The sequence below is a fragment of the Anabaena cylindrica UHCC 0172 genome, assembly GCF_034931625.1.
Lineage (GTDB): Bacteria > Cyanobacteriota > Cyanobacteriia > Cyanobacteriales > Nostocaceae > Anabaena > Anabaena cylindrica_A.
Genome location: NZ_JAYGGY010000084.1, coordinates 37,231 through 50,041 on the forward strand (window position 1 = coordinate 37,231; position 12,811 = coordinate 50,041).

The 12,811-nt window shown below is 39.1% G+C and carries 14 protein-coding genes; 9 read left to right on the top strand and 5 right to left on the bottom strand.

Annotation, left to right across the window (positions count from 1 at the left end):
* Positions 1–65: 65 nt before the first annotated feature.
* The 3 genes from frr to VB713_RS17500 form a co-directional block, all read right to left on the bottom strand.
* The gene (frr, locus tag VB713_RS17490; protein WP_323312790.1) at positions 66–614 is read right to left on the bottom strand and encodes a ribosome recycling factor; all 549 of its coding nucleotides are present in this window, start codon (positions 612–614) and stop codon (positions 66–68) included.
* Complete coding sequence (gene pyrH, locus VB713_RS17495; RefSeq protein ID WP_323312791.1) at positions 601–1,329, bottom strand: UMP kinase; 729 nt, start codon at positions 1,327–1,329, stop codon at positions 601–603. The genes frr and pyrH overlap by 14 nt, the downstream gene beginning before the upstream one ends.
* An 80-nt stretch (positions 1,330–1,409) precedes the next feature.
* Positions 1,410–1,988 carry a thioredoxin family protein gene (locus VB713_RS17500; protein WP_323312792.1) on the bottom strand — a complete coding sequence of 193 codons (579 nt, stop codon included), beginning with the start codon at positions 1,986–1,988 and terminating at the stop codon, positions 1,410–1,412.
* 479 nt (positions 1,989–2,467) lie between these two features.
* On the opposite strand from VB713_RS17500, the gene VB713_RS17505 reads away from it, so the two are divergent.
* A complete protein-coding gene (locus VB713_RS17505; protein WP_323312793.1) occupies positions 2,468–3,367 on the top strand; it encodes an alpha/beta fold hydrolase in 900 nt (299 codons plus the stop codon).
* 405 nt (positions 3,368–3,772) lie between these two features.
* Here the strand turns inward: VB713_RS17505 and VB713_RS17510 are convergent, their stop codons facing one another.
* Positions 3,773–4,480, bottom strand: coding sequence for an SEC59/DGK1/VTE5 family protein (locus tag VB713_RS17510; protein WP_323312794.1), 708 nt, complete (start codon positions 4,478–4,480; stop codon positions 3,773–3,775).
* Positions 4,481–4,523: 43 nt separating this feature from the next.
* Between VB713_RS17510 and yidD the strand changes: the two genes are divergently transcribed.
* The 8 genes from yidD to VB713_RS17550 all read left to right on the top strand — a co-directional run bounded on the left by yidD (position 4,524) and on the right by VB713_RS17550 (position 10,567).
* A complete protein-coding gene (gene yidD, locus VB713_RS17515) occupies positions 4,524–4,766 on the top strand; it encodes a membrane protein insertion efficiency factor YidD (RefSeq protein WP_323312795.1) in 243 nt (80 codons plus the stop codon).
* 100 nt (positions 4,767–4,866) lie between these two features.
* Complete coding sequence (locus VB713_RS17520; protein WP_323312796.1) at positions 4,867–5,157, top strand: BrnT family toxin; 291 nt, start codon at positions 4,867–4,869, stop codon at positions 5,155–5,157.
* A complete protein-coding gene (locus VB713_RS17525; protein ID WP_323312797.1) occupies positions 5,135–5,356 on the top strand; it encodes a hypothetical protein in 222 nt (73 codons plus the stop codon). Before VB713_RS17520 ends, VB713_RS17525 begins: the two co-directional genes overlap by 23 nt.
* Positions 5,357–5,754: 398 nt before the next feature.
* Positions 5,755–6,459 (top strand): M15 family metallopeptidase, encoded by a 705-nt coding sequence (locus VB713_RS17530; RefSeq protein ID WP_323312798.1) that lies wholly within the window; start codon positions 5,755–5,757, stop codon positions 6,457–6,459.
* Positions 6,460–6,647: 188 nt separating this feature from the next.
* Positions 6,648–6,971, top strand: a complete 324-nt coding sequence (locus VB713_RS17535) for a DUF6825 family protein (RefSeq protein WP_323312799.1) — start codon at positions 6,648–6,650, stop codon at positions 6,969–6,971.
* A 277-nt stretch (positions 6,972–7,248) separates the two neighbouring features.
* Positions 7,249–8,934, top strand: coding sequence for an AarF/ABC1/UbiB kinase family protein (locus tag VB713_RS17540; RefSeq protein ID WP_323312800.1), 1,686 nt, complete (start codon positions 7,249–7,251; stop codon positions 8,932–8,934).
* A 17-nt stretch (positions 8,935–8,951) separates the two neighbouring features.
* Positions 8,952–9,686: a Stp1/IreP family PP2C-type Ser/Thr phosphatase gene (locus VB713_RS17545; RefSeq protein ID WP_323312801.1), complete on the top strand. Its 735-nt coding sequence runs from the start codon at positions 8,952–8,954 to the stop codon at positions 9,684–9,686.
* Positions 9,687–10,369: 683 nt separating this feature from the next.
* A complete protein-coding gene (locus tag VB713_RS17550; RefSeq protein WP_015212684.1) occupies positions 10,370–10,567 on the top strand; it encodes an NblA/ycf18 family protein in 198 nt (65 codons plus the stop codon).
* Between the two features lie 452 nt (positions 10,568–11,019).
* Here VB713_RS17550 and VB713_RS17555 read toward each other — a convergent pair whose 3' ends face one another.
* Entirely contained in the window at positions 11,020–12,624 is a 1,605-nt protein-coding gene (locus tag VB713_RS17555) for a serine/threonine-protein kinase (RefSeq protein WP_323312802.1), read from the bottom strand.
* Positions 12,625–12,811: the final 187 nt, after the last annotated feature.

Sequence of the window (12,811 nt, forward strand, 5' to 3'; positions counted from 1 at the left end):
ATATAGGGAAGGGTAATGGGTAATTGATAAGAATCTTTCCCAGTCCCCAATCCCCAATCACCAACTTAGACAGTTGTGATGTCTTTTTCTTTTTCTGACAGCAATTCGTCAATTTTTGCTGTGTATTTGTTTGTCAGTTTTTGCAATTTGTCCTGCTGATCTCGTGATTCGTCTTCTGACACTTCCGCAGCTTTTTCTTGTTTGCGAATGGAGTCCAGCGCATCACGGCGGATATTGCGAATCCCAACTCGACCTTCTTCTGCATACTTAGCAGCCATTTTGACAAATTCTTTCCGGCGATCGCTTGTCAAAGGCGGAATATTGAGCCGAATCACAGAACCGTCATTACTGGGAGTTATGCCTATATCTGACAAAGAAATTGCCTTTTCAACTATGTTGAGGCTGCCTTTATCATAGGGTTGAATCAGAATTGTTGAGGCATCAGGTGTGCTAATGTTTGCTAGAGATTTTAGTCCGGTGGGTGTGCCGTAATATTCCACCTGGACTTTATCTAACAAACTGGCATTAGCGCGACCAGTGCGAATGGTATTAAAAGCCCGTTGAGTAGCCTCAACGGTATGTTGCATCTTACTTTCGGCTTCATCTAATTTCACAAGAACCTCCCACAAGGGTACCAATAGATTCTCCCATTACTGCGCGGTGAATGTTACCTCGCACTGTTAAGTCAAATACCAGAATGGGAATATTATTTTCTTTACACAAGGCAATTGCGGTGCTATCCATAACCCGTAAATCGTTAGCCAACACGTGGGTGTAGGTGAGGGTTGTGTAACGCTTGGCATCAGGATAAATTTCGGGGTCAGCGTCGTAGATTCCGTCTACTTTGGTCGCTTTAAAAATCACTTCTGCATCAATTTCAGCTGCTCTTAAAGCGGCAGTAGTGTCTGTGGTAAAGAAAGGATTTCCTGACCCCGCACCGAAAATTACCACCCGTCCTTTTTCGAGATGACGGATGGCGCGACGACGAATATAGGGTTCTGCTACTTCTTGCATAGCGATCGCAGTTTGTACCCGCGTTTGTACCCCTATTCGTTCTAGTGAATCTTGCAGCGTCATGGCATTCATTACCGTGGCAATCATTCCAATGTAGTCGCCGGTTGCCCTGTCCATCCCCGCCGATGCCGCTTTCACCCCTCGAAAAATATTGCCGCCGCCAACGACAATAGCGACTTGAACGCCAGTGGCTACCACTTCTCCTAACTGTTCGGCTATTTCCTTGACTACTTCTGGATCAATACCATAGCCCATGTTGCCCATCAAAGCTTCACCGCTCAGTTTAAGTAAAACCCGTCGGTAATTCGTTCCCATGAAGTTACACTTTATCAAATAAGTTGCAATTGCCTCCAATTTAAGATAGCAGTACAATGGGCTATCTGTGTCTATCAGGTCTATTTACGCCATACTAATGGTGTTCCGACCTGTTGTGTTTGTGCTGGCTGGATTGCTTGATCTGCAAATAAGCAAGCGATCGCATTTCTCAAATAATCCACTCCTGAAGCTAGTGGCTCTTGCGGGTGATCGTCAATTTGACCTTTGTAGCGCAAAATCCCATCACTATCTATTAGAAAAGCCGTTGGTGTACTAACTGCTCCAAAACTCCGAGTTACATCTTGAGTTGAGTCCCATAGATAGGGGAAATTTAACTCATGATGAAGGGCAAATGCTTTCATCCTCTCAAAGTTGGATACAGCGTCAATTTCTTCCCCAATACGAACATCATTGTTGCCATCACCACAATTTAATCCAATCAGTGTGAAACCCCTAGGGGAAAATTCCGATTGAATAGTTTTTAGTCTACTTATATACAAATCCACATAATTACAGTGATTACAAATGGAAATGACACAGACTGAGCGTAAATTTTCTAAGTAACGACTGAGATGGTGTACATGATCGTCAATTCCTGGCAACTCAAAATCTGGAGCGTAACTTCCGATAGGAGTATCAATTGTTTCTAGTATATTCATCTTCTTTCGCCCGAAGGAACTAGGAACAAAAACTTTTTCAAAATTAGCGTTAGTTTCCAGGTGTAAAACTACGCCTTAGCATTTGTTTTATATCCAATTAATTTTATATACTAATTGAGTTAGCGTAAATTGTAAAACTACTTGATCTCTTACTGGTGCTATTTTAATCATCCCAACCCGCTATATTTCTGCAAATTTTCTTAAAAATACTGTAAAGTGCCACCTATTCGTTTATCTCCAACTTGCGATACTGTATCTCTTACAGAAGATGTAGCCATACTTAATATAGCGCAGCGTACTTAGTATATTGGAAATTTTTCACTATCTCTTTCAAAGACATTCCGTGTAGTGTGTTGTCAGCAAACGTGAAAAATAACTTGATAAAACGTTTACTTAAGTAAATACATCAATATAAAAATAATTCTTAAATAGTTAGACAAATTTAAATTCTGAATAATTCCCTATCCAAAAATCAACTCATGACAACTTATACAAATGCATCTACATCCACACAAACCTGGCTTTGGCAAGGTTTCCCCATTTGTTACCAAACCCAAGGAACTAGCGGTCCTGCGGTGATTCTAGTACATGGCTTTGGTGCTTCATGGGGACATTGGCGTAAAAATATACCAGTTTTAGCCGAAAATTGTCGAGTATATGCCATTGATTTGATCGGCTTTGGTGCTTCTGCTAAACCTCACCCAGGAGAAAAAATCACATACACACTAGAAAACTGGGGGCAGCAATTAGCAGACTTTTGTAGCCAAGTGGTAGGTGAACCAGCTTTTTTAGTCGGTAATTCAATTGGCTGTATTGTAGCAATGCAAGCGGCGGTAATTAGACCTGATATGGTTTTAGGAATTGCGTTAATTAACTGTTCTTTGCGATTATTACACGATCGCAAACGGCTAAATTTACCTTGGATAAAACGCCTTGGTGCGCCGATTCTGCAACGTGTTTTATCTATTCAAGCAGTGGGTGACTTCTTTTTTAGCCAACTAGCTAAACCGAAAACAGTAAAAAAGATTCTCTTACAAGCCTATGCTAATGCCGAAACAGTGACAGATGAATTAGTAGAAATTCTGATGACACCGGCAAAAGATCCTGGCGCTGCTGCCGTATTTTTAGCTTTTACGGCTTATTCTAGTGGACCATTACCAGAAGACTTGTTATCTATATTACCTTGTCCAGCAATTATTTTGTGGGGAACAGCAGACCCTTGGGAACCAATTGAATTAGGTAGAGAATTAGCCAATTTTCCTCAAGTACAAAAATTTATTCCTTTAGAGGGAGTGGGACATTGCCCTCAAGATGAAGCACCTGAGATAGTTAATCCGATCTTACAGAATTGGATATGTGAAACATGGTGTGGAGAGTAGGGAATGAAATTTTCCTCACCCTTCACAGATCGCAAAGCGATTTATTGACTTGATTTCCGCAAAATCATGAAGAACCGTATTTCAAAAAACACCTTCCACAGAGGCGTTCCCGTAGGGTAAGAAAGAGATTTGTAGAGAGTTTTTGTGGTAAGGATTCAGGATATTTGATATATACTAAAAACGGGTTAAAAGTGTCATTCTGTAGCTTGCTTCCCGTAGGGTACGAAGTGAAGAATCTCCGAGATACTTCCCTGCACTACGTTACGGTCAGTATGACATAAGTCCAAGTTTGACCCGTTTGCAGTATAGCAGGGAACAGAAGAGAAAAATATTCTTCCTCCTGACTCCTGACTCCTGACTCCTGAATTCTTACTTTTTGTGTAAGTCCTAAAAAATATGGATAATTCAACTCAATACTAATAGCTTAATTAACATATAAGCTGCTGCTGCACTACCTAAAGGAACTGTTAAATTATCAATACCCAAAAATGAAAAAGCTTCTAAACCTGTAGCTATGATGGCTACTGCTAAGGAAATTACCCAAATTTGCCAGATATTTCCTTGTATTGCCAGTAAAATAATAATAGTAATCAAGCAGCTAACCACAGTCATTGTTAAGGAACCTTCCCAACTTTTTTGTGAGTCAAAGAGTATATATTTATGTTTACCAAATCTTTGCCCAATTAAAGCAGCTAGTCCATCCCCCCAAGCCATAATCATAATTCCTAGTGCAGCATACTGGGGTTGCTCTAAATGCCAGAAACAAGCAATTAAAATACCGATACTAAGAGCATAAAAAAATGTTCCTAAACTTTGCCGACCAACGCTATTAATTCCCGGCAGAATTGGTAATATATAGGACAATAAAGTGATAGCACAGGCTAAAATTGAAGCTGTAATCCCCACAAGAGGGGGAATATTTAGCCACCAAGCAATCAAAATTACGTTACCAATACCAATATGAACTATTTTACGGATAATTTCGGGTTCGCTATGAGGAAAACGACTGACTCCCCAAGCGGTGAGGATGACTAGTAAAACCCAAGCCGCAGCAGGTAAAATTTGCAGCCACAATGGGGTAATGGATTCTAAATTGGGAAATGTACTCAACACAGTGAAATTTTGAATTCCAACACTACTTTATTCGATTTAGGATATGAAAATATTATTAATTTGGCTAATTAAAGGCTATCGCTTATTCATCTCACCCCTGTTTCCCCCCACTTGTCGCTTTCAACCTACTTGTTCTATTTATGCTATTCAAGCTATTGAACGATTTGGAGTGTTCCGTGGTAGCTGGATGGGGATTATGCGGATTTTACGCTGTCATCCGTTTCATCCAGGAGGTTATGATCCTGTTCCAGAGGTGGAGAAAAAGTCTTGTTGTGAACACTTATGAGTGATTTGATGTCGAGTATTTTTGTCAGAATCAGGATTTACAAGAGGAGTGATGGAGAACAATAACTTATACTAAAAGTAGGTGATAATTTCTAATTTATATGAAATTAGAATTTGAATGGGATCATAACAAAGCACAAATAAACTTTAATAAACATGGAGTGAATTTTGAAGAATCAAAAACAGTATTTGATGATCCGTTCGCTTTGATATTTGATGATCCTACTCACTCTTTCGGTGAACAAAGGGAAATTATTATTGGTTATTCTACTCAAAATCGCTTACTTCTAGTTTGTTTTACCGAAAGAGACAAAGATTTAATCCGTATTTTCAGTTCTCGTTTAACCACTAAAAAAGAACGACAAAATTATGAACAAAACACCCAACATTGAGCAAAACTATTTTGAATCAGATGATTTATTGCCTGAATATAATTTCGATTACAGTAAAGCCCGTCCTAATCGTTTTGCGTCAACATCAGAAAATAGAATTACTGTTACCCTTGATCCTGATGTTGCTAAAGTTTTTCAAACATCAGAAGCAGTAAATCAGGCTTTACGTTGCTTATTATCAGCTATCCCTGAAAAATAAAGCGATACATTAGGTAATTTATCGGTAAGGATTCAGGTCATACTAAAATCTCTACAATCGTTTTTTGACAAGGGTTTCCGGGAATTAACCACAAATTTTCATTCTTAATAAGAATTACGTAACGCCTATATTTTCGTTCCTTGTTGCGACTAAAGGTATGTTAATAACCCAAATTCAATTTTGAAACTGGTTCTGTGACTGGGTTTCAAACACTTGAATCCTTACATTTATCGCTCATCTATCGTCAATTTTTGCAAGGGTTTAGCAATGCTAAATCTCTACATTTTGTATACTTTTTGTGGAAATTATAAAGAGCATTACCGTAGATATCTCTATATCAATTAAAATGAATTAAAGGAAAAGTGTAAGATAATTTAAATACAAAATCTCAAATTAAAATGCGACCTTATCATCAAATACCAATTATCGAATCTGGTGAACCCCTAGTAAAAATTCCTTTAGAATTATTTGCGGTAGAATCTCCTCACCCTTATGAAAAGTTAGGTGCTAACTATGGTGTACACTCACCTTATTATTTGCGCGAAACTGTAATTGAAAAGTTGATTCAAGCACAAAATTATTTACAATTCCTACATCCTAATTGGTATATCCAAATCTTTGATGCTTATCGCCCGGTGGCTGTACAGCAGTTTATGGTAGATTACAGTTTTGCCGAAGCTTTGCAGAACAGGGGATTGATTGAGGCAAATTTATCACCCCAGCAACGGGAAGAAGTTTGGGAAGCGGTTTATGAAATTTGGGCTGTACCTAGTTTAGATATAAATACTCCCCCTCCTCACAGTACGGGGGCTGCGGTAGATGTGACTCTGGTGGATGATGATGGGGTAGTTGTAGATATGGGTTCACCGATTGATGAGATGTCGATGCGATCGCACCCTAATTATTATGCTAGTAGTAACCAACAGTATCATGCTCATCGTCAATTGCTACATGATGTGATGTTAAAAGCAGGATTTCAACGTAATCCCAGAGAATGGTGGCATTTTTCTGTTGGTGATCAAATGTGGGCCTGGTTATGCAATCAATCAAATCCTGATCATTTTACATCCGCACGCTATGGGAGATTTGATCGAAATATGTGAAAATTGCGGCTACACCACAGATAAAAAAAGGGATTAACAGAGTAATATTACGCAGTAATATTTCTTGACAAAAATGATATATATGTTTTTATTTGATTTTTGTGGTTGCGATGCCAATGTTTCAGATAGAAGCATTCCAGCATCCAGGCAAGCTATAATTCTCTTGCGGAGCAACGTTACAAAAATTTATGAGTAATCCCCTTGTGCAAGCCTTTTTTGTAGGCAGAGCAGTAGCTGAAGTCATTAATGAGCGTGTAGAAGTCGCCTTGACTGATGCTTTAAGTGAACTAGGCAAATTTGATGCTGAAGCTAGAGAGCAACTACGCCAATTTACAGATGAAGTTATAACACGAGCTAATCGAGCGGCGGAAACGGCTGGATCTGCGACAACTCCAGGTACTAATCAAACTAAGGCTGGTTCAGTTGACTTACAAGCAGAAATTGATGAATTACGAGCCGAAATTGCCCTCTTAAGAACTGAATTGCACAAATATCGCACTAGTTCAAAATAAAGAGCAAAACAGGGGTAACTAACCAATTTGCTATCTCGTCAAGGCTGATAATGGGTAATTGGTAATGGGCTGTTTCTAATTACTAATCAGGATTTAAAGATAAAAGGATGAACAAGATTAATCTTTTTATCATCCTTTATCCTGAAAATATTGTATTCCCTCCGGGAGTGTTAGCCATTCCCAATTACCCTCAATCGGTTTTTCTATATCAAAAAAAATTTAGGAAGTGTCTTTTTTTACTGGTAATTAGGTGAATACCCGACGGTACACAAAAAATATGGACAAAGGTTATTCAGATAAAGCATACCGTTGGAATCGGGAAAATTATTCTAGCAAACGGCGCTTTGTAGATATTTGGTCTTTTGTATTGACGTTAATGTACAAGCTTTGGCGCTATAACAAAGCTTGGAGTTACCCTGGAGGAATAACAGAGGAGAAGCAAAGCGCTAGACGTAAAGCCCAAGCTATCTGGATTCGTAATACATTTTTGGAATTGGGTCCAACTTTTATTAAGGTTGGGCAATTGTTCTCTACCCGCGCTGATATTTTTCCTAGTGAATATGTGGAAGAACTTTCTAAATTACAAGATAGAGTTCCCGCATTTAGCTATGAGCAAGTAGAAGCAATTATTGAGCAGGAATTAGGCAAAAAGATTCCTCAACTATTTCAGAGTTTTGAACCTATTCCTTTAGCTGCTGCTAGTTTGGGACAAGTTCATAAGGCTATACTGCATTCTGGGGAATCGGTTGTGGTTAAGGTGCAACGTCCTGGACTGAAGAAGCTATTTGAAATTGATTTAAAGATTCTCAAGGGTATTGCTCGTTATTTTCAAAACCATCCTAAATGGGGAAAGGGACGAGATTGGATGGGAATTTATGAAGAATGTAGCCGCATTCTCTGGGAGGAGATTGATTATCTGAAGGAAGGTCGCAATGCTGATACTTTCCGCCGCAATTTTCGGGATTATGACTGGGTAAATGTGCCGCGAGTTTATTGGCGCTATGCTACTTCTAGGGTAATTACTTTGGAGTATTTGCCGGGGATTAAGGTGAGCCAGTATGAGGCTTTGGAAGCTGCGGGAGTGGATCGGAAGGCGATCGCTCGTTATGGCGCTCAAGCTTACCTACATCAGCTACTAAATAATGGTTTCTTTCACGCTGACCCCCACCCTGGTAATCTCGCAGTTAGCCCAAATGGGGCTTTGATTTTCTACGATTTTGGGATGATGGGGACGATTAAATCCAATGTCCGAGAGGGTTTAATGCAAACCTTGTTTGGCATTGCTCAAAAAGATGGCGATCGCGTGGTTCAATCTCTTGTTGATTTGGGTGCGATCGCTCCCGTAGATGACATGGGGCCTGTGCGACGTTCGGTTCAGTATATGCTGGATAATTTCATGGATAAACCCTTTGAAAACCAATCAGTCGCCGCCATTAGTGAAGACCTTTACGAAATAGCTTACAATCAACCGTTTAGATTTCCAGCAACTTTTACCTTTGTCATGCGTGCCTTTTCCACCCTAGAGGGAGTAGGCAAGGGATTAGATCCAGATTTTAATTTTATGGAAGTTGCCCAACCTTATGCAATGCAGCTTATGACTGATAACAATGGTTTAGAGGGGAATAGTTTCTTGAATGAGTTAAGTCGTCAAGCAGTACAAGTCAGTAGCACTGCATTCGGATTACCACGTAGACTAGAAGACACTCTCGACAAAATCGAACGTGGGGATATTCGTTTGCGAGTTCGTTCCGTAGAAACAGAAAGACTCATACGCAGACAGAGTAACATTCAACTCGGAATGAGCTATGCTCTTATAATTAGTGGTTTCACAATTGCAGCCACAATTCTCTTAGTTGGCAAGTTTCTGTGGTTAGCCGTTTTCATTGGTTTAATTGCAGCAGCAATATCATTTTTGCTGATTCGTCTGCTTTTACGCCTTGACCGTTATGATCAAAAGTATTAATTGTTGCTCGAAAATCTATGAAACTAAACTTCACGGGTTGTAGCGATCCGGGACTTATTCGTGCTAATAATCAAGATGCTTACTATATAGACCCGGAAGGGCGATTTTTTATAGTTGCTGATGGGATGGGTGGTCATGCCGGAGGTGAAGAAGCAAGTCGCATTGCTACCCAAGAAATCCAAGCTTACTTGGGTGCAAATTGGCAATCTTCGGAATCTGCCCAAAAATTATTAGAACAAGCTTTATTCACAGCTAATAAAGCAATTTTGCAGGATCAACAAAATCATCCTGAACGTTCCGACATGGGGACAACAGCTGTGGTAGTGGTTTTTCCTGCACAAGAACAGCCTTTGTGCGCTCATATCGGAGATTCAAGACTATACCGCTTGCGAGAATCCAAACTGGAGCAAATCACAGAAGATCATACTTGGATCGCCAGAGCCATCAAAATTGGCGATCTCTCGGTTGAAGAAGCCAGATTGCATCCCTATCGTCATGTTTTATCACGTTGTTTGGGACGTGAAGACTTTAATCATGTTGATATACAAGCATTAGATATCAAAGTTGGCGATCGCTTGCTGTTATGTAGTGATGGACTCACCGAGGAACTGATTGATCAAAAGATTTCCAGCCATCTCCAAGATACCCCGTGGTTAGATAAAGCCGCCTTTGCTCTAGTCGAAGCAGCAAAAGAGGAAGGTGGACACGACAATATCACCATTGTCCTTGTTGCTGTTGAGGAAAATTCTTAATTTATATTGTCAGTTGCAAGTAATAGCTTTAGGCAGAGCCTCTGTGATAGCATTCTCAGTCGGAAACTGGGAACTAGATAACGGGGTAAATTTCTTAACAAAACCATCCAGCAAATGGATTTTACTGCTGTAGAGATGTATAGTAATACGTCTCTACAGACAGTTGCCATAAGTCTTTGGTAATAAATTAAATCATCAATAACTGACCAATTACCATTGACTGTTAATAAATCGAGTAAATATACTCAACATTTTGTTCAATTTGAGCATTTTTTCTATTTACAAATTGATAGAAATATCTGTAACCTCTAAATTCATCTGATCGAGGTTAAATTTATATAATCTGAAGCAATTGACATTCTGCACCTATCACCCTTGCAGATCCCAACTACAAGGATATTAGGCAAACCTAATCTGAACGCAATTTCAAGCACCTTAATTTGTAAACAGGTCTATTTATCCAAAATACGCCTGACCAAGCTTGGACAGTGTGCCAGTAGGGTTAAGCGCAGAATACCACAGCCGAAAAGTTAGACCTAAATGAACGGGTAATTTGTCCAACAATTGTTATCTTTCTTCATTAAAGAGAAACAAACGTTAAGATAGATATCAGCCCAAATATGATCATTTTGGCCTTTCTGTAACTTATATCACTTTTACGAGTTGTTTTTTTGGTTTTAACTATGAATCAACCAATTCAGCTTTCATTGGAACAACAGTTTAACATCCGCTCATTTGCAACACAAGTTAAGCACATGAGTCATGAACAAGCACAAGACTTTTTAGTTAAGCTCTATGAACAAATGGTTGTCAAAGAGGAAACCTATAAGGAGCTTCTCAAGCATCAGTGGGGATTAGATTCAGGCTCCACTATGGCATAGAGTAAATCTCCTTTTGTCGCAGTGGACGACCTCCTTCTCTTGCTGGTTTCCACCAGAGGAAAAGAGCTGGGGATGCCGGGGCGTCAACTTCGATCTTTCAAACCTACCTTCTGGAATGCATAACCTTGACTCAGGAAGCAAATTCATAGTCAAGTCATAGGTTTCAACTTGATATCACTTAACTCAAAACTGCCCTAAAATGATACTAGTAATTAAAAACAAGACAAAATTTAGAAGTTTGTCTACCTTAAATTACTTTCACCTGTAGAGAGTTTGATTCTAATTCGCACTGATAATGATACCAGTTCAAACATATAGTATCATTAAGGCTGACACTTTATTTATCTAACTATAATTTGCCAAAGTAGAAAGCTTTTGTTTACAAAAGTTTACTTTATCTGATTAAATACTTTCTTGTTATTTATAATACTTGTAATATACTCATCTGAAATTTAGCCAGATAGGTCAAACGGTGAATCTGTATCCATTGTTTCCAGTCTAGCTAAAATCTGTGGTTTAATTTTTTCATACTCTTGTTTAAGGAAAGTTTTGCTAACTAGAGCATCAGCAGATGATGTTGATATCTTGCTTGCTTCCAACCACTCTTGTAGTCGCTGACATTGGACAGGGGCAATACTGGAAGGTAGGACATGGTTACAGTGAGTGGGTGTTTCTCGCGCAAAGAACAGCAAGCGATAATGACCTGTATGTTGAAGTAAGCGCACAATCTCCTGACCAAAATTGGTTTTGAGATCAACATAATAAGGTAGCCATTTAGCTCCATGTTGGCGATTGTAGATAACTGTAATCCACAACAGCATAGGATGGGGAACAGAAATGAAAAGAAATTGATTATATCGAGTACAAACTAAACGCTTTTGAATTTCCTGTTCCGGTAGCATGATCCACAACGCTGGTAAAATTTCACCATTGTTATAAATGGGTTGGGGAAAAACAATATCAGCAATTGGCTTATTTAACGGCCAAGAAGTGGTGCGAGACATATCATCGCTGATTGGGGATACCCGTAGTTCAGTTTTGATTATTTTTTCTGCTACTGGGGATACCAATGGGCTGATTTTTGCCTTATTTTCAGGTTCTGGTTGCTGTTTAGCGGTGAAGTTAGGATTGAGTACAGGAATATTTTCACTAGCTTTTTTACGTATTTTGTCCTGCTGTTCTACAGATACTAAAATACTGAGAATTTCGTTAATACTTTGAGGACGATCGCTTGGTTTTTTTTCTAAACAACTCATTACCAAATCTTCAATTTGCTTTGGTATCCTTAATGTAGGATTAACCTCAGCAAAATACTTTGGCTTTTGAGATTTATGGATTTGATACCATGCTCCAAAAGAATGATTAGATGGGACTAATGGCAACTTAGATGTGAGCATTTCAAACATCATCACACCCAAGCTATAAATATCAGAGCGATTGTCTAGTTCCTTACCCTCAATTTGTTCAGGAGAAGAATAGGCTAGAGTACCCAAATAAAATTTGGTCTGATCACTATCCGACATAATTAACTTGGCAATTCCGAAGTCTAAGACCTTGACTAGTTCACCAAAACTAGCATCTTGAACCACCAGCATATTGCTAGGCTTAATATCACGATGAATAATTGAGTAGATAGCTCCGTCTACTGGAATGCCATTATGAGCGCACTGTAAACCCAGGCAAATTTGCCTTGCCATACTCAAAAATCTAGATAAAGAAAGATTTTGCTCACGGATGACATCGCTGAGGCTTTTTCCTTGCAAATATTCCATCACGTAGTATGGAGTATTATTTTCATCTACGCCATAATCCATTACCCGGACGATATGCAGGCTTTTTTGACCTAGTAAGGCACAGGTTTTTGCTTCTCGCTCAAAACGTTCTTGCAAACGCATTTTTTCGTTTTGAATAGATATAGCAAGAAACTTGATGGCTACGGGTACACCTCCCAACAAATTATCCTTAGCACGATAAACCCGCCCCATTGCTCCAATACCAATTAACTCTTGGAGCTGGTAGCGTTTGCTGAGTAAGCGACCAGTATTGGGGTCTGGCATAGAAAATTCGGCTCCCATGTTCCAAAATCGTGAATGAAACCTGCCATTTGTAGAGTTGTAATTTTTTCAGTTTTTAGGACTGAGCGAACAAACAGTAGGGTATTAATCAAGTTATCAGCTTTTTTGTGTATATTTACGGAAATAAGTGGGAATTTCGCCAATAATTTTTTGTTTATTCTAGAGGATA